The organism is Polaromonas sp. YR568, from assembly GCF_943369415.1.
Lineage (GTDB): Bacteria > Pseudomonadota > Gammaproteobacteria > Burkholderiales > Burkholderiaceae_C > Polaromonas.
In genome coordinates this window covers 1-17,480 of record NZ_CALRNF020000031.1, presented here as the reverse complement: position 1 = coordinate 17,480, position 17,480 = coordinate 1, and the positions used below count along the sequence as shown (strand labels likewise).

Annotated in this window: 14 protein-coding genes; 5 read left to right on the top strand and 9 right to left on the bottom strand. The window is 67.1% G+C overall.

All coding sequences use genetic code 11. From position 1 onward, the window contains the following. Window positions 1-60 precede the first annotated feature (60 nt). The 8 genes from ACLV74_RS18495 to ACLV74_RS18460 form a co-directional block, all read right to left on the bottom strand. Entirely contained in the window at window positions 61-1,053 is a 993-nt protein-coding gene (locus ACLV74_RS18495) for a Bug family tripartite tricarboxylate transporter substrate binding protein (protein ID WP_411880874.1), read from the bottom strand. A gap of 10 nt (window positions 1,054-1,063) precedes the next feature. Further along, window positions 1,064-1,918, bottom strand: a complete 855-nt coding sequence (locus ACLV74_RS18490) for a hypothetical protein (RefSeq protein ID WP_411880873.1) — start codon at window positions 1,916-1,918, stop codon at window positions 1,064-1,066. Window positions 1,919-2,012: 94 nt separating this feature from the next. Beyond that, window positions 2,013-2,858, bottom strand: a complete 846-nt coding sequence (locus tag ACLV74_RS18485; protein WP_411880872.1) for a hypothetical protein — start codon at window positions 2,856-2,858, stop codon at window positions 2,013-2,015. 30 nt (window positions 2,859-2,888) lie between these two features. Next, window positions 2,889-4,211: a TRAP transporter large permease gene (locus tag ACLV74_RS18480; RefSeq protein WP_411880871.1), complete on the bottom strand. Its 1,323-nt coding sequence runs from the start codon at window positions 4,209-4,211 to the stop codon at window positions 2,889-2,891. Then, window positions 4,208-4,738 carry a TRAP transporter small permease gene (locus ACLV74_RS18475; RefSeq protein WP_411880870.1) on the bottom strand — a complete coding sequence of 177 codons (531 nt, stop codon included), beginning with the start codon at window positions 4,736-4,738 and terminating at the stop codon, window positions 4,208-4,210. Before ACLV74_RS18475 ends, ACLV74_RS18480 begins: the two co-directional genes overlap by 4 nt. A gap of 3 nt (window positions 4,739-4,741) precedes the next feature. After that, window positions 4,742-5,719: a TRAP transporter substrate-binding protein DctP gene (gene dctP, locus ACLV74_RS18470; RefSeq protein ID WP_411880869.1), complete on the bottom strand. Its 978-nt coding sequence runs from the start codon at window positions 5,717-5,719 to the stop codon at window positions 4,742-4,744. A 63-nt stretch (window positions 5,720-5,782) separates the two neighbouring features. After that, complete coding sequence (locus tag ACLV74_RS18465) at window positions 5,783-7,336, bottom strand: indolepyruvate oxidoreductase subunit beta family protein (RefSeq protein ID WP_411880868.1); 1,554 nt, start codon at window positions 7,334-7,336, stop codon at window positions 5,783-5,785. Continuing rightward, a complete protein-coding gene (locus ACLV74_RS18460; RefSeq protein ID WP_411880867.1) occupies window positions 7,333-9,519 on the bottom strand; it encodes a thiamine pyrophosphate-dependent enzyme in 2,187 nt (728 codons plus the stop codon). Before ACLV74_RS18460 ends, ACLV74_RS18465 begins: the two co-directional genes overlap by 4 nt. A 205-nt stretch (window positions 9,520-9,724) precedes the next feature. On the opposite strand from ACLV74_RS18460, the gene ACLV74_RS18455 reads away from it, so the two are divergent. Beyond that, a complete protein-coding gene (locus ACLV74_RS18455) occupies window positions 9,725-10,657 on the top strand; it encodes a LysR family transcriptional regulator (RefSeq protein WP_411880866.1) in 933 nt (310 codons plus the stop codon). Between the two features lie 328 nt (window positions 10,658-10,985). Next, a complete protein-coding gene (locus ACLV74_RS18450; RefSeq protein WP_411880865.1) occupies window positions 10,986-13,085 on the top strand; it encodes a D-(-)-3-hydroxybutyrate oligomer hydrolase in 2,100 nt (699 codons plus the stop codon). Here ACLV74_RS18450 and ACLV74_RS18445 read toward each other — a convergent pair. Next, window positions 13,082-14,263 carry an MFS transporter gene (locus ACLV74_RS18445; RefSeq protein WP_411880942.1) on the bottom strand — a complete coding sequence of 394 codons (1,182 nt, stop codon included), beginning with the start codon at window positions 14,261-14,263 and terminating at the stop codon, window positions 13,082-13,084. The two genes, ACLV74_RS18450 and ACLV74_RS18445, sit on opposite strands and share 4 nt — an antisense overlap. 212 nt (window positions 14,264-14,475) lie before the next feature. Here ACLV74_RS18445 and ACLV74_RS18440 point away from each other — a divergent pair, with 212 nt between their 5' ends. From ACLV74_RS18440 to ACLV74_RS18430, 3 genes are read left to right on the top strand one after another with little or no spacing between them, the layout of a single operon-like run. Beyond that, on the top strand, window positions 14,476-15,531 hold the full coding sequence (locus ACLV74_RS18440; RefSeq protein WP_411880864.1) for a Bug family tripartite tricarboxylate transporter substrate binding protein: 1,056 nt from the start codon (window positions 14,476-14,478) through the stop codon (window positions 15,529-15,531). Between the two features lie 2 nt (window positions 15,532-15,533). Beyond that, complete coding sequence (locus ACLV74_RS18435) at window positions 15,534-16,412, top strand: alpha/beta hydrolase (protein ID WP_411880863.1); 879 nt, start codon at window positions 15,534-15,536, stop codon at window positions 16,410-16,412. Then, window positions 16,409-17,287: an alpha/beta hydrolase gene (locus ACLV74_RS18430; protein WP_411880862.1), complete on the top strand. Its 879-nt coding sequence runs from the start codon at window positions 16,409-16,411 to the stop codon at window positions 17,285-17,287. Before ACLV74_RS18435 ends, ACLV74_RS18430 begins: the two co-directional genes overlap by 4 nt. Window positions 17,288-17,480 lie beyond the last annotated feature (193 nt).

The window sequence follows — 17,480 nt, the reverse complement described above, 5'->3', positions numbered from 1 at the left end:
AGAGGGGACCAAGACCCCTCTTTAACTCCCTCCCCCAGCGGGGGAGGGAGTAAGTCCCCCTCACTCCGGCTCAATCCCCGCCTTCTTCGCCAGCTTGATGTTCAGGTCCACCTCGCGGCGGATGAACTTGTCGAACTCCTCGGGCGTGGCCGACCAGGGTTCTATCGAGAGGTTGGCCAGGCGTTTTTTGACTTCCGCGTCGCCCAGCGCGGCCTGGATGGCGGCGTTGAGTTTTTGCACCAGGGGTTTGGGCATGTTGGCCGGGCCCAGCACGCCCCACCAGCCGCTGGCCTCGATGTTGGGAAAGCCCTGCTCGGCCAGCGTGGGCACCTCGGGCAAAAACGTCGTGCGCTGCGGCGACAGCACCGCGATGTAGTTGACCTTGCCGGAGCCGCGCATGGGCAGGGTGGAGGCAATCGTGGTGACGCTGAAGTTGACGTGGCCGCCGGCGACGTCGGTCATGGCCGGGCCGGTTCCCTTGTAGCTGACGGGCACCATGGGCAGGCCGGTGGCGCCGGCCAGCATCTCGGTGGCCAGCCGCGTCGAGGCCTCGGCCGAGCCGAAGGACATGCTGGTGGGCGTGCGCTTGCCGAGCTCGGTGAGGTCCTTGAAGGTCTTGACGCCCGACTGCGCGCCGCCCACCAGCACCAGCGGCGAGCGGCCCAGGGTGGCAATCGGCGTGAAATCGTTGAAGGTGTCGTAGGGCAGCTTCTTCATGGTGGCCGGATTCACCGTGTGGCCGTTCTGCAGCACCAGCAGGGTGTAGCCGTCGGCCGGCGCGCGCACCAGCATTTCCGAGCCTATGCTGCCGCTGGCGCCCGCGCGGTTCACGACGACAAAGGGCTGCTTGAGCGAGGCAGTCAGCGCGTCGGCCAGCACGCGGCCTATGGCGTCGGTGCCGCCGCCGGGCGCGCTGGCGACCAGCAACTGCACCGGCTTGTTGGGGTAGGGCCCGGTCTGCGCGCCGGCGTGGATGGCCGTCCCCAGGCAGGCCAGCGCGGCGACGGTTGCGAGCAGGGAGCGGCGCTGAAGGGACATCGATGGGGTGTGCATGGCTGTCTCCTTAAACACGCGGGAAGACCAGCACCATGGCTTCGGTCAAGGTGGTGGCCGTCATGGCGACGGCTTCGCCGGGGCTGATGTCGACGGCGGTGTGCTCCATCCACTCGCCGGCCTTGTTGCCGAACTGGCCGGTGCCGCTGCGCACAAACAGCAATTGCTGCTGCGGCTGCGCGGGCAGCGTGTGGCTGGCGCCGGGCTTGAGCTGCACGAAAGACACCTTCACGCCTTTTTCGGTGAAGCTGCCGATGTCCTTGGCGGCCACGCCGGGGTTGCCGGCCAGCGGCAGCCATTCGAAGTGGGGCTCGCGGAAATGAATAGCGTCCATGAAGCGCGGCCGCTGGTATTCAATCGGCCGGCCGCTGTGGTGCTCCCAGATGGCCTCGTAGGCGTCCTGGTTCTTGCGGCCGTCGGCGGCGGGGCTGTGGCGCTTGTAGATGCCGCCCTCGAAGTCGCCCTGGTCGCGCATCTGCCGCGCGTTCTCGTCGTGCTGGCCCATGCTCATGTAGCCGTTGCCGGAAGGCCCGCCGAACTGGATCACCATGGTGAGGCTCTGCTTGCCGACTTCTTCCTGGTCCTGCGGGCCGTAGTAGGTGCCCTCGGGGAAGTAGGCCAGGTCGCCGGCCTCGAGGTTGCGCCTGGGGCCTATGTTGGTCGCGCCCGTGAGCGCGAAGCGCACCTGGTCGAAGTTGTGGCGGTGGCGCGGCGACTTGAAGCTCGGGTCGGTGTCGGCCAGCAGCAGCTGGTAGTTGTCGGGCCGGCCTTCGCGGCCTTCGAGCAGGGTCTTGAAGCGGATGACGCCGCCGCGCGTGGAACGTTCGGGGCCCCAGGGGGTGGTGGTGGAATGGGCGATGCGCATGGTCTTGTCTCCTTGCTGTTGGGGTGGATGCGCGGCATCTGTCTGCACGCGCCTGCATGAGCCGGGGCTGGTGCCCCTTGTCCTTATGGCCCTGTCACGGGCTTGCGTCGAACACCGGGTGCACGAACACGAGGAACTGCGTTGGCTCCTTCGCTGTCAGCGTCACCGCCTCCCCTTGCTTCAGATGCAATGCATCCAGAGATTCAAATGCGGATTCCAGGGCCTGGTTTTTGGCCAGGCCGCCGCCCTGCTCGACAAAGCAGGACAGAGGGCCCTTGAGCGGCAATGCTGCGCCGGCGGCCAGCCGGTATTGCTCCAGCGCGACGGCCTGGCGGCCGAAGTCCCAGACCTGGCGCCGCTCCACGCCGGCGCCGCGCGCGCGCCAGGCGATGGCGTCGGGGTTCATCAGCACCGGCTTCTGGAAGCGCTGCGGCGGGTAGGCCATCTTCTGGCCCAGCGCGTATTCCCAGGCGGCCTGCAGGCTGTCGACGCCGGTGCTGCCGCTGTCGCCCGGCGCGAAGTAACGGCCTTCGCTGAAGCGGCCGACTTTGGCGAGCGCATCGACCGCGGCCACGCGCTGCGCTTCCGACATATACCCGGCGCCGCTGGGCCCGCCTATCTGCATGACGAGCTGCAGGGTTTCATCCTGCGAGGTCTGCGGGCCGTAAGGCGTGCCTTCGGGGAAGTAGGCCACCGCGCCCGGCTTCATCACGCCGTCGCTTGCGAAGTCGAACTCGCCCTTGAGCTGCACGCGCACCTGGTCGAAGTTGTGCAGGTGGCGCGGCGAGAAAAAATCCGTCTGCGACCAGACCAGGCGCAAAAAGAAATTGCCGGCCGTGCCGGCCTGGCCTTCGCCCAGGTCCTTGAAACGGAAGGTGCCCACGCGGTGGTTGACGCCGCGCGTCTGGATCTCGGTGTCGGCGAAGCGGACCAGCTGCATGGAAGTTCTCCGGGGTGCTTGCGGTGGCGGCTAGCCGATCAGCCGGGGCAGCCAGGTGGCGATGGCCGGAATCCAGAACACGGCGGCCAGCAGGATGAGGCTCATCACCACATAAGGAATGACGGCCATGAAGATGTGGGCCATGCTGACGGAAGGCGGCGCCACGCCGCGCATGGTCATCAGCAGCAGGCCGTGCGGCGGCAGCAGCAGGCCCAGCTGCATGCAGATCAGGAACATCACGCCGAACCAGATCGGGTCTATGCCGAGCGCCTGCACCACGGGCATGAAGATGGGCAGCGTGATCATCATCATGCTGACCTGGTCGACAAAAATACCCAGGAAGATCAGCATCAGCATCATGCCGACGACGATCATGTTGGTGGAGAGGCCCTGGCCGGTGATGTACTGCACCAGGCCGCTGCTGGCGCCCGAGAACGAGAGGATTTGCGCGAAGGTGGTGGCGCCCAGGATGATGAACAGAATCATGCCCGAGATGCCGGCCGTGCCCTTGAGCGCTTTGAGCACCGCCTCCACCGTCAGCACGCGGTAGCACAGCGCCAGCAGCATGGTGGCGAAGGCGCCCAGGGCCGCGCATTCGGTGGGCGTGGCCCAGCCGGCGGCCAGCGCGCCCACCACCACGCCGAAGATGGACAGCGTGGGCAGCACGTAGCCGAAGAACAAACTCCAGCGCGCCCAGCCGCGGTGCTGCACCTCGCCTTCCTTGTCGGCCGGGGCCAGTTCCGGGCTGATGCTGACGCGCAAGACAATCCACAGCACGAAGGCGATGGAGAGGATGACGCCGGGCAGCACGCCGCCTATCAGCAGCTTGGAAATCGAGATGCCCGAGAGCGAGCCCAGCAACACCGTGAGCGCCGAGGGCGGGATCAGCATGTCGACCGCGCCTATGGCCATGATGGGGCCGGCGGCAATCGTCGGGTGGTAGCCGCGCGAGAGCATCACGGGCAGCATCAGCGAGCCCAGCATGGCGGTGGTGGCAATCGTCGAGCCCGAGATCGCCGAGAACACCGTGCCGGCGACGACGGCCACCACGGCCAGCCGCCCGGGCACGCGCTTGATCAGGCGCTCCACGCCCTCGATCACCTTGAGCGCCAGGCCGGTGTGGAAGAGGATCTCGCCCATCAGCACAAACAGCGGAATCGGCGTGAGCGAAAACGCCGTGACCGAACTCACGCTGCTGCGCGCGAGCTGAGCCAGGCCGGGCTCGCCGCCCATGTACAGCCAGGCGCCGACGATGTTGATCGCGATAAAAGTCAGCGCCACCGGCATGCCGATGAACAGCAATACCGTGGACCCGCCCAGCATCAGCCACGCGGCTATGCCCCAGGAGCTCATGCCGCGCTCACCGCGTCATGGCGCGGGCCGCGCACACCGCGCTGCAGCCGCATCATGCGAAAAATCATTTCAATGGCCAGCAGCACAAACACGAAAGGCAATGGCGCCAGCGCCCACCATTCGGGTGTGACCAAAGTTTTGATGTTGACCGCGCCCGACACATAGCTGGACCAGGCCGCCTGCGTGCCGTACCAGGCGATCACCACGCAGCAGGCCAGGCCTATGAGGTCGCCTATCCACTCGAAATACCAGGCGAGCTGCGGCGGCAGCGCCTGCAGCACGATGTCGACGCGGATGTGCTGGCCCTGGCGCAGCAGCCAGGGCGCCACGCACATGGTGATCAGGTAGAGCATGAGCTCGGAGATTTCATTGCTCCACGCCAGGCCTTGCGGCAGGCCGGGGATGGCCAGGTTGCGCAGGGCCACGTCGGCCACGATGATGAGCATCATGGCCAGCAGGATGGCGCAGCCCAGCAGGGACAGGCCCGCCAGGAAGCGGCCGTAGGCGTTGGAGAGCCGGTCTGTCACGGCTTACTTCGAGAACAGGGCTTTGAAGCGCGGCGCGATCTCGGGGCTTTGTTTGACGGCGCCGGCCCAGCCGATGTCATAGGCCTTGTCGCGGAAGGCCTTGGAAGTGGCGGCGTCGAACTTGATGGTCTGGATGCCGGCTTTTTCCTGGCGCGCGGTTTCATCCGTCGTGTACTTGGCCCAGAAGGTGTTCTCGGCTTCCAGCGCGAGCAACTGCTTTTGCAAATAGTTGCGCTGTGCGTCGGTGAGCTTTTTGTAGGCCGGCAGGTTCATGATCAGCGAGACCTCGGCATCGTAAAAGCCCGGGTCCACGCGGAATTTGGTTTTTTCCTGCCAGTTCAGGTCGAAGATGCCGCCAATCGGCCAGCCGTAGCCGTCGACCACGCCGCGCTCGAGTGCGGTGTAGACCTCGCCGGGCGGCGTGGTGATGACGTTGGCATTGAGCGCCTGGAAGAAGTCGCGGTAGACCGGCGTGATGCGGATCTTCTGGCCGGTCAGGTCGGGCTTGTCGATCTTCTTGTTGGTGTAGATGTGAAAGGGCTGGTTCTCCACCATGCGGGCCAGGTACTGCATGTTGCCCTTCTCGTTCCAGACCTTGTTGATCGCGTCGAAGGCGCCGTTCTTGCGCTGCTCGGCCACCGGGATCTGCGTGAGCTTGAGGAAGTCGGCCTCGGGCATGACGTTGGTGTAGAAGGCGCCGGTGTTCAGCGCCATGTCGACCACGCCGGTCTTCACCGCGTTGCCGGCCTCGAAGGTCGGGATGGCCTTGGGGCCGCCCAGGAAGTTGATTTGCAGCACGCCCTTGCCTTCGGCGTTGACCTTGGTGATCCACGGTTGCAGGCGCTGCACGTAGATGCCGTTCTCGGCAAAGGCGCTGACCAGGCGCAGCGTGACTTCCTGCGCGAGCGCGCCGGCGGAAAAACCGGCTATCAGCAACAAGGCCAGCGTGGGCTTGAGGGCTTTCGTCGTGGGGCGTTTCATGGGTGTTGTCTCCTTATGGTTGGAATCGATGATCGGTGCGCGGCGGGGTCGCGTCAATGCGGCTTACACCGTGGCCGCCAGTAATTTTTCGAGTGCCTGCCCGCTGTCGTCGGCCAGCGCGGCCTGCACCAGGGCCTTGAGCTGGGCCGGGCCTTGCGGCATGGCGCGCAGCTGCGGCATGGCGGCCATGATCTTCTGGAAGTTGCCCCAGCCGCGCGCATGCGTGTCGCCGTAGCCCTTGACCAGGCGCTGCGCGCGCGCGACTTCCAGGGCCAGCGCGGGCTGGATGGGCGTGAGGCGCGCGATGGTCGCCAGCCAGTCGGCGATGCGCTGGTGTTCGACCTCAAAGCGCAGCGACTTCGGCCGCAGGGGGCGCAGGGATGCAATCGCGTAAAGCAGCAGGTAACCGCGTATCGAACTGGTCTGCACCACGCGGCCTTTGCGCGTGAAGGGTGCTACGCAGGCGCGCGCCCAGCGCGTGGCCAGCAGCCAGCGGCCCAGGTTGGCGGGCAGGGTGTCGGCGATCTCCTCGATGCGCGGGTGCAAAAACTCGTGGATGCCCAGGTGCTGCGCGGCGGCCAGCTTGACTTCGCCGCCCACGCGGCTGAAGCGCGAGCGCCGGGTCTTGAGGTCGGCCACGCGCACCGTGTCTTCATACGACATCCACAGCGCCAGGTGGCGCGCGGTCTCGTCCATCAGTTCGGCGGCCAGCGCGGTGTCGGCGGGCAATGTGTTTTCCAGCGGCTTGAGCAGGTCCAGGTAGCGCGCGGCGTAGTCCACGTCCTGGTAGTCGGCCAGGCGCAGGATGCCGGCCGTCAGCGTCGCATGGGTGGCGGGCGCGAAGTGTTTGTGTATGCGCGCGCTGAGCATGGCGAGCTTGGGGCCTGTGGGCGGCACCGGCACGGCGGGTACGGCGAAGGCCACCGGGGGCGGGGCGGCCAGTGCTTTTGCCGCCGCATCAAAACCGGCGGCAAAGGCCTTGAGGCTGGAACTCACGCCCACGCCGCCGCGCGAGATGGTGGACTCGAACTGCGCGCGGGTAAACGGCAGGCGGCCGGTGGCGGCCAGCGCGCCGTAGAGCGCGGGGCTGATCAGGCTGCCGGTGGCCTCGGCCAGTTGCGCGAAGTCGGCGGTGATGAATTGTCTGGCCGCGGCCCGGCCGCCGGCCAGCAATTTTTCGGCGCTGACGCGGCCGTCGCCCATGGCGGTGCGCTCGGTCATCGAATACACGCGGTGGGTCGATGCAACGAATGTGGTGCGATCGGCCGTGACCAGGCCGCGCTGCAGCGCGCGGCCGGCTTCCATGAGTTCGGAGGCGATCACCACGTCCACGTCGCCGGGAATGGGGCTGAGTGCCATCACCGGCATGCGGCCGGCGGGTGTGGCGGTTTCGGGAAACATCTCGAGGTAGTACACGGTGGCGCCGGTGCGTTGCGCGACGCCGGGCACCGAGGTGGTCTGCGCGTAATAGCCGTTCTGCTCGGCCAGGTCCACCAGCCAGTCGGCCAGCACGCCGCCGCCCTCGCCGCCCATGGCGAGAATCGCAATCGTGATGCCATGTTTGGCGGGGATGGCTGGTGCCGCGACGGGCGTGATCTTCTCAAGAACGGCGCTCATGCGGCGATTCCTTCCAGGCGGCGTTCGATGCGGTTTTGCAGCCAGCCGATCACCCTGGTGCGCAAGCTGAGCTTGAAGCGGTCCCAGCCGGTCGGGTTGTTGATGATTTCGGCGCGGTAGAACGATGGGCACAGCACGGCCGCATGCGCGACCTCGCCGCACAGGCCGCAGCCCACGCAGCTGTCGATCACGGTGGCAATCGGGTCGCGGCGCAGCGGGTCCGGATTCGGCTTGATGGTCAGCGAGGGGCAGCCCGACAGGCGTATGCAGGAATGGTCGCCGGTGCAGGTGTCGGGGTCTATGCCGAAGCGCTCGCGCACCACGCGCTCGCCGCCGGCGATGCGCTTTTTGATCTGCGGCTTGATGCGGCGCTGGCGGTTGAGCTGGCATTCGCTTTGCGCGACGATGACCTTGGGGCCCTTCTCTTTTGTCGTGAGGGCCTCGCGCAGCACGTCGCGCATCTGCGTGAGGCTGTAGGTGTTGGTGACCGTCTTCGCCCACTTCACGCCGACGCCGCGCACGGCTTTTTCAATCGGGTTGTTGGTGCTGCGGATGGCGTTGGCGGCTTTCGACGACAGCACGTCCTGCCCGCCGGTGGCGGCCGAGTAGCCGTTGTCGACGACCAGCAGCAGGTTGTCGGTCTGGTTGAAGACCGCATTGCCCACGCCGCTGGTCAGGCCGTTGTGCCAGAAACCGCCGTCGCCCATCATGGCGATGGTGCGCTTTTGCGTCTCGGGCGTGTTGAAGGCCGAGGCGCCGGCCCAGCCCAGGCCGTAGCCCATGGTGGTCGCGCCTATGTTGAAGGGCGGCAGCACCGAAAACAGGTGGCAGCCGATGTCGCAGCTGATGTGGTGCTTGCCGAGCTCGCGCTCCAGCAGCTTCATCGCGGTGAAGATGGGGCGCTCGGGGCAGCCGGTGCAGAACGAGGGCGGCCGGCCCTGCACCTCGTCGGACGCGGCCTTGATGGCGAAGGCCTTGGGGTTGCCTTCCATCACGGCCAGGCCGGTGGAGGCTTTTTGCGCGGCGGCCGGCAGCTCGCGGCCTTCGAGCAGCTCGGGCGCATAGATCTCGATGAAGCGCGCCACGCCCTTGAGCACCACGCCGCCCGTGTATTCGCCGGCCATGGGCAGCACGTCCTTGCCGTGCACCTTGGTCTGCACGTCGGCCTTGCGCAGCAGGGAGTTGAGGCTTTGCTCGATGAAATCGGGCTGGCCTTCCTCGACCAGCAGGATGCCGCGCTTGCCGAGGCAAAAGCGCTTGAACTCGTCGTCGATCAGCGGGTAGGTGATGTTGAGCACATACAGCGGCACCTGCGACTGGCCGAAGGCGTCGGCCAGGCCCAGCATTTCCAGCGAGCGCAGCACGCTGTTGTAGAGGCCGCCCTGCATGACGATGCCGAAGTCTTTTGCGCCCTCGGCGAAAAATTCGTTGAAGCCGCGCTCCTGGATGAACCTGACGGCGGCGGGCCAGCGGTCGGTGATTTTTTCCTGTTCCTGCGCGTAGCTGGCCGGCGGCAGCACCACGCGGCTGGTGTCGCGCTGCGGGTTTTCGATGGCGTCTTTGAGCGTGAAGGACGGCCGCTTGTTGGCCTTGGTGGTGAAGCGGCCGTGCACGTGGCAGGCGCGTATGCGCAGCTCCAGCATCACCGGCGTGCGGCTGGCTTCGGACAGCTCGAAGCCCATCTCGACCGCGCGAACAATGCTTTCGAGGTTGGGCCGCGGGTCTATCAGCCAGACCTGGGACTTCATCGCGAAGGCGTGCGAGCGCTCCTGCATGATGCTGGAGCCTTCGCCGTAGTCCTCGCCGACGATCAGCATCGCACCGCCTATGACGCCGCCCGAGGCCAGGTTGGCCAGGGCGTCGGATGCGACATTGGTGCCGACGGTGGACTTGAAGGTGACGGCGCCGCGCAGCGGGTAGTTGACGGAGGCGGCCAGCGTGGCGGTGGCCGTGGCCTCGGAGGCGCTGTGCTCGAAGTGCACGCCGAGCTCCAGCAGGATGTCGTTGGCGTCGGTCAGCACGTCCATCAGGTGCGAAATCGGCGCGCCCTGGTAGCCGGCCACGTAAGACACGCCGGCCTGCAGCAGCGCCTTGGTCACTGCCAGGATGCCTTCGCCGCGGAATTCGTCGCCCTCGCCCAGGCGCAGTTTTTCAACTTCCTGTGTAAAGGAACGCTCAGCCATGGCGTGGGGCGCCGGTTTGCAGTCTGGATGTCATCGTGTTGTCTCTCGTGGGCGCCTTGGCATGGGCTTCGGCTCGTTATTCAGGCAATTTACGCAGGCGCATCGCATACGGCAAATGGATTTTTCTGATAGAGCACATCCGTTTGGTGAATAATCAGTAACAACCCTGAGGCTTTTGAAAAGCCCCGTCCCCGGAGACAAACCCATGAACTTCCGCCAGCTGGACCTCAATCTTTTGCGCGTGCTCGCGGCCATCCACCGCACCGGCTCGGTCACGCTGGCCGGCAAGGCGCTGTCGCTGTCGCAGCCGGCCACCAGCAATGCGCTGTCGCGCCTGCGCGACTACTTTGAAGACGAGCTGTTTGTGCGCGCGCCCTCGGGCTTGAAGCCCACGCGCCTGTGCGAGCAGCTGGCGCCTGCCGTGCTGGCCCAGCTGCTGGCGCTGGAGACAGTGGTCACCGGCCATGAGGACTTCGAGCCCGCGCACAGCGACATGCATTGGCAGCTCTCGCTGTCCGACCTGGGCGAGATGCTGTTCCTGCCGGGCCTGGCGGGCGCGCTGCGCAGCCAGGCGCCGGGCGCGCGGCTGTCCAACATCTCGGTGGCGGCCAATGAGGTGGCGGCGGCGCTGGAGGCGCGCGAGATCGACCTCGCCATCGGCATCCTGCAGCCCAAACACCGCGGCATACGCACCGAGCTGCTGTTCCGCGAGAACTATGTGGCGGTGGCCTCGCCGCAATGGCGGCCGGCCTCGGGCCGCAGCGGCCGCACGCTGACCGCGCAGCAGCTGGCCCAGGCGGCCTTTGTGGTGGCCTCGCCCACGGCGACCTTTCACGGCAGCGTCGAGCAGATGCTGGTGCGCATGAAGCTGGACGACCGCATCGTGCTGCGGGCGCGCCATTTCGGCGCCCTGCCCGACCTGGCGCTGACAACGGACCTGCTGTCCATCGTGCCCGAGATGTACGCGCGCAACCTGCGCCAGCGCTACGACTGCCGGGTCTGGGGCATCCCCGGCGCGCCGGCCTATGAGGTGCGCCTGGTCTGGCACAGCAGCACCGACAAGGACCCGGCCCACCAGTGGATGCGCGCGCTGGTGCACAAGCTGTTCAAAAGGCCGGTAAGGGCGGAGGCGGTGTGAGCAAGCCGAAAGTCTTGCCCCTTCTCCCTCTGGGAGAAGGCGGGGATGAGGGCTGCCGGCACTTGATATTTCGCGGCGGATTGCAAGGCCGCCGGCCCTCACCCTAACCCTCTCCCAGAGGGAGAGGGGACTGAATCGGGGAGAGCTGGGTCAACTGGCACGGCTCCCGGGTTTACTCCTTCTCCCTCTGGGAGAAGGCGGGGATGAGGGCCGTCGGCCCTGGCAAAACCCTTACATCTCAAAGCGCGAAAGCGCATAGACGGCCGCCCTTGACCCGACGATGATGGAGCGCGCACCAGCAAGCGCGACACCATTCACGGAGGACGACATGAAACACACCATCACCACAGGCCTGGGCCTGCTCACGGCGGCCGCATTGCTCGCCGGCTGCGGCAGCGGCGCGGGCGAACCCAAAAACATCAAACCGGCTTACCTGGGCCCCATCAGCGTGGGCGCTTACGACGGCGGCAATGACGACCTGCTGACCGCAGGCCTGGGCAAGACCGGCCTGGGCGGCGCCGCGCCGCAGCCTGTCGACCCCCTGAACCCGACGGCGGCCGAGCTGCGGCGCATCGCGATCTACAACAACTACCGCGCCATCCTCGACATCTCGCCCGCCGGCGGCTACGGCACGCTGTACGGGCCGAACGTCGATGCGCGCGGCGTCATCACCGCCGGCGAAGGCAAGATCGCCGGCACCGAGTTCATCGCTTATTCGGACGACGGCAGCGGCCGGCACAACGTCACCCTGATGGTGCAGGTGCCCGCGAGCTTCAACCCGGCCGCCGCCTGCATCGTCACCGGCACCTCCAGCGGCTCGCGCGGCATTTACGGCGCCATAGGCTCCTCGGGCGAATGGGGCCTGAAAAACGGCTGCGCCGTGGCCTATACCGACAAGGGCACCGGCAGCGGCATGCACGACCTGCAGAACAACACGGTGAACCTGCAGAACGGCCTGCGCGCCGATGCCGCGGCAGCCGGCGTGGTTTCCAACTTCACGGCGGCCTTGAGCCCGGCCGACCGCGCGGCCTTCAACGCGGCCACGCCGAACCGCTTTGCCGTGAAGCACGCGCACTCGCAGCAGAATTCAGAAAAGGACTGGGGCCGCTTCACGCTGCAGGCGGTGGAGTTCGCCTACTTTGTGCTGAACGAACGCTACGGCGCGCCCTCACGCGACGGCAGCACGCGCCTGAAGACGCTGAACCCGTCCAACACCATCGTGATCGCCTCCAGCGTCTCCAACGGCGCCGGCGCGGCGCTGGCCGCGGCCGAGCTTGACACGCAGGGCCTGATCAGCGGCGTGGCCGTGGCCGAGCCGCAGATCCAGCTGGTGCCCGACGCGCGGCTCAGCGTGCGGCGCGGCAATACCACGCTGGCCGGCACCGGCAGGCCGCTGTACGACTACATCACGCTGGCCAACCTGCTGCAGCCCTGCGCGGCGCTGGCATCGCCCGCCACCAATGTCTTCAACACCATCAACCCGGCCATCGCCGCGAACCGCTGCGCCGCGCTCAAGGCCCAGGGCCTGGTCGGCGGCAACACCCCGGCCGAGCAGGCCGCCAGCGCCATGGGCGTACTGCAGGCCGCGGGCTGGCAGTCCGAAAGCAACGACCTGCAGGCCTCGCACTACTCCTTCGCCACGCTGCCGGTGGCGCTGACCTATGCCAATGCCTACGGCCGTTTCGGTGTGCAGGACAACCTGTGCGGCTACAGCTTCGCCGCCACGGCCCCGGCCACCGCGCCCGTGCCCAACGTGCCGGTGCCCGCATCCGCCGCGGCGCTGGCGACATCTTTCGGCACCGGCAACGGCGTGCCGCCCACGGCGGGCGTCAACATCGTCAACAACGCGAGTGTGGGCGGCCCGCTGCTGGATGCGGCCTCGCTGTCGGCCGGCAATGTGCAGGACTACAACAGCGCCGGCGCGCTGTGCCTGCGTGCGCTGGTGGCCGGCAACGGCCCGGCCGCGCTGCGCGTGCGCGAGGGCATACTGCCCGCGCTGCGCACCGCCAGGCTGCAGGGCAAGCCGGCGCTCATCGTGCACGGCCGCTCCGACACGCTGGTGCCGGTCGCGCTGACTTCGCGGCCCTACTTCGGCCTCAACAAGATGGTGGAAGGCGGGGCCAGCAAGCTGTCCTACATCGAGGTCACCAATGCCCAGCACTTTGACGCCTTCCTGGGCCTTCCGGGTTACGGCGCGCGGCTGGTTCCGCTGCACCGCTATTTCATCCAGGCCATGGACATGATGTACGCCCACCTGAAGACCGGCGCGCCGCTGCCCGGCAGCCAGGTGGTGCGCACCGTGCCGCGCGGCCAGGCCGGTACCGTGGCCAACCCGATCACACCGGCCAACGTGCCGCCCATCAAGGCAGTACCGGATGCGGCGGACAGCATCACGTTTGCGAACAACGTGGTGACGGTGGCTGATTAAAGAGAGGACGGACGCGGCGGCGCCGGCAGCAGCCGGTAGGCCGTGGCGCCCAGCGCCAGCAGCGCCGCGATGCCGGCCAGCACCGCGGTGAAAGGCTCAAGGCCGCGCTGCGCGGCCAGTGAGGCAATCAGCCCGGTGAACCACTGCATGCCGGCCACGCCCAGGAACATCGCCATGGTGAAGACAGCCATCGCGCGGCCCGTCAGCGCTGTGGGGTAGGCCGCGCGCACGTCGGCGTACTGCAGCACCAGGTAACCCGAGAGCAGGCCTATCACCACGGGCCCGATCACGTCGACCAGCGTGCTGTGCGTGAAGGCAAAGGCGGCGAACAAAACGGCCAGCAGCCAGGTCAGCCCGGTGATCCAGCGGCGGCGGCTGGCGGGGCCGGGATCGAGCCGGCCGAAGAGCGGCGCGCCGAACAGCGAGGCCACCGACATCACCAGCGCGACGTTGCCGCTTTGCACCAGTGAAAAATCGTGGCGCTGCATCAGCAGCGGCCCGAGCCAGAGGCCGCGCAGCGAGATGAAGGACGCATAACCGACGGCCGACATGATCAGGATGCCCCAGGTGTAAGGCAAGGTGAGCAGCGCGCCGAATTTGGCAAAGGCCTCGCGCACCGATTCTTTGGGCTGCGCCGGTATGGCCGGCTCGTGCACAAAGATGAAGATCAGCAGCCAGGCCACAGCCGCCAGCCCGCCCAGCACCCAGAAGCCCATGCGCCACGACGTGGCCTCGATCAGCCAGGCCAGCGGCGTGCCGGTCAGCAGCATGCCCAGGCCGCCCAGGCCCAGCGTCAGGCCCGACACGGCGGCGAAGCGGCCGGTGGGAAAGTGGCGCGCTATGAACACCGTGCACACCAGGAAGGCCGGCGCGCAGCCCATGCCGATCAGCACCTGGCCGGCCACCAGCATGCCGTAGCTGCCCGCCAGCGCCGAGATCGCCGAGCCCGCGACGGCCAGCGGGAACGCCGCCAGCACGGTGCGCCGCACGCCGTGCAGGTCTATGCCTATGCCCATGAAGAGCTGCATCGCGCCGAAGGGAAAGTGGAAGGCGCCGGCGAACAGGCCCAAGGCCTGTGCCGTCAAATGGAAGTCGGACTGCAAGGGCGCGGCCTTGATGGCGGCCACCGTGCGAAAGGCCTGGCTCAACGCAACGGCCGTGGTCAGCGCGAACAGCATGGCCCAGACGGCGCGCGGGGTGTGCGGTGAATGGGGTGTCGATTCGGCCAAGTGCGGTTCCGGTTCCGTGTTGTGTCTGCGAAGAGTTTAGGCGCGGGCGGCAAGCCGTGCAGTCCCGCATTGACAATTTACTTGAACCATGAATAATTAAATTGTGAAATGTGTGTTGCGCTGGCGCGGAAGTTGCGACAGGTTGCAGTCAATGCAGGGGGATGGTTTTATCGCGACGGGCCGGCAATGCATCGGCCCGCGAAGGCGCACAAGCCTTGTTTCTCTGGAGCGACCGCATGACCGTGTTCAAGACTTCCCTGGCAGCATTGCTGCTGGCTTTCAGCGCCGTGGGCGCCGCGCCTGCGCTGGCGCAAGGCTACCCCTCACGGCCGATACGCATCGTCGTGCCCTACCCGGCCGGCGGCGGCATCGACGTGATCTCGCGCGTGATCGGCGAGCGCCTGGGCCGCAGCCTGGGCCAGCCCGTGCTGGTCGACAACAAGCCCGGCGCCGGCACCATCCTGGCGGCCGACTTTGTCGCCAAGGCGCCGGCGGACGGCTACACGCTGATGGTCACCACCGACTCGACCATGACCATCAACCAGCACCTGTACGCCAAGCTGCCTTACGACCCGGTGAAGGACTTCGCGCCCATCACGCAGCTGGTGCTGCTCAACCAGTTGCTGCTGGCCAACCCGGCCGTGCCGGCCAGCAACCTCAAGGAGTTGATCGCCTACGCCAAGGCCAACCCCGGCAAGCTCAATTACGCGTCTTACGGCAGCGGCAGCCAGCCGCACCTGGCGATGGAAACGCTCAAAGCCCAGGCTGGCATCGACATCGTGCACGTGCCCTACAAAGGCATTCCGCAGGCCGTGCCCGCCGCGCTGGCCGGCGAGGTGCAGCTGACGTTTTCGGGCGCGGCCTCGTCGCAGGCTTTCATCAAGGCCGGCAAGCTCAAGGCGCTGGCCGTGGGCGGCAAGACGCGCATGCCGCTGCTGCCCGACGTGCCGACCTTCACCGAATCGGGATTTCCGGACGTGCCTTCCAACGCCTGGTTCGGCCTGTTCGCGCCCGCCGGCACGCCGCGCGACATCGTGATGAAGCTGCATGCCGAAGTCACGCGCATCCTGAAAGACCCGGAGTTCGTGCAAAAGGAAATCGTCGCCAAGTCCTATGACCTGGTGGCCAGCACCCCGGAAGAGTTCGCCGCCTTCCTGGTGGCCGACAGCGTGCGCAACGCGCGCGCCGTGAAGATCTCCGGCGCCAAGGTCGAATAGTTTTGAGCACCACACCCGTCTGGCGTGGCTACAGCCAGGCCGAACTCGACCGCCAGTACAACAGCCGCGGCACCGTACCCGACGTGACGGTCTACCTGCGCGAGTACGCCGAGCGAAGCGCGGCGGCCAAGGCCTCGCTGGCCTGCATGGAAAACATCGCCTACGGCCTGGGCGACGACGACCGGCTGGATATTTTCCCCGTGCCAGGCGCGCGCGGCCCGTCGCCTGTGCTGGTGTTCCTGCACGGCGGCGACTGGCGCGCGCTCTCCAAGGACGACAGCGCCTTTGCCGCGCCCGCTTACGTGGGTGCCGGTGCGATGTTCGTCGCGCTGGATTTCACGCTAGTGCCCGAGGCCACACTGCCTGAAATGGGCGCGCAGGTGCGCCGCGCGCTGTACTGGCTGTGGCACAACGTGGCGCTGCACGGCGGCGACCCGTCGCGCATCCACATCGCCGGGCACTCCTCGGGCGCCAACCTCGTCGGCCAGGTCTTGATGACCGACTGGGCGCGCGAATTCGGCGCGCCGGTGGACCTCGTCAAAAGCGCGTGTTTCATGAGCGGCCTGGGCGACCTCGAGCCCGTGCGCCTGTCCTTTCGCAATGAAAAGCTGAACCTCACGCCCGAACTGGTGGCCGAGGTGTCGCTGCTGCGGCACGGCGCCGTGGCGCGCTGCCCGCTGCTGGTGGCGGTGGGCGGCAACGAGACAGAAGACTATTTGCGCCAAAGCCGCGAGGTGGCGGAGTGGTGGACGGCGCGCGGCGCGCCGGCGCAGTTCATCGCACCGGCCGGGCGGCATCACTTCGACGCGGTGCTCGAATGGGCGGACCCGGCAAGCGCGCTGTTCAAGGCGCAGCTCGCCTTGCTGGGCCTGGCGAAGTGAAAGGTCCCGCCGTCTGGCTGGACATGGACCAGGCCGAACTCGACGCCGCCTACAACCAGGCCGCTTATGCACCGAATGCCGCCGAGGTGCTGCAGCGTTATGGGGTGCGCAGCGAAGCCACGCGCGCCGCGCTGGGCGAGCCGCTGCGCTTTGCCTATGGCGAGAGTGCCGTCGAAGGTCTGGATGTTTACCCCACCCGCGCGCCCGATGCACCGATCGCCGTTTTTATCCACGGCGGCGCCTGGCGCTCGGGCCGTGCGCGCGACTATGCCTTTCCCGCCGATGTGCTGGTGCCCGCCGGCGCCCATCTCGTGGTGCCCGACTTCGCGGCGGTGCAGGACGTGGAAGGCAGCCTGGCGCCCATGGCCGAACAGCTCAGGCGCGCGCTGGCCTGGGTGCATGAGAACGCGCAGCGATTCGGCGGAAATCCCCAGCGCATCCGCGTGCTGGGCCACTCCTCAGGCGCCCACCTGGCCGGCGTGATGCTGACCACCGACTGGGCCGGCCGCTTCGGCCTGCCCGCCGACCTCATCAAGGGCGGCCTGTGCTGCAGCGGTATTTTTGACCTGAAGCCGCCGCGGCTTTCGGCGCGCAGCAGCTATGTGCGGTTTACCGACGAGATCGAGGAGGCGCTGAGTCCGCAGCGCCACTTGGCGTTGCTCAACGCGCCGCTCGTCGTTGCGTACGGCACGCTGGAGACGCCTGAGTTCCAGCGGCAGTCGCGGGATTTTGCGGCGGCTGTGGCTGCCGCCGGGAAGCCTGTGCGTTTGCTTGTGGCTGAGGGGCTTAACCATTTTGAAATGGTTGAAAGTTTGGGGTGCAGTGATGGACTGCTGGGGGCGGCAGTCCTCGCGCAGATGGGGTTGGGAGGTTGAAGGCTCTCTGTTGGTTTAGGCGCTGATGTTGGTTTGGGTTCCGGGGCCGGGGTCGCCCGGCATGCGACTCACTTTTTTTGCTTCGCCAAAAAAAGTAAGCAAAAAAAGGCGACCCTGGTTGCTGCGTCCCCTGCGCTTCGCTCCGGGGCAACCTGCGGTGCTCGGTCCAGCCGGGGTCAAAAACAACTCGCCT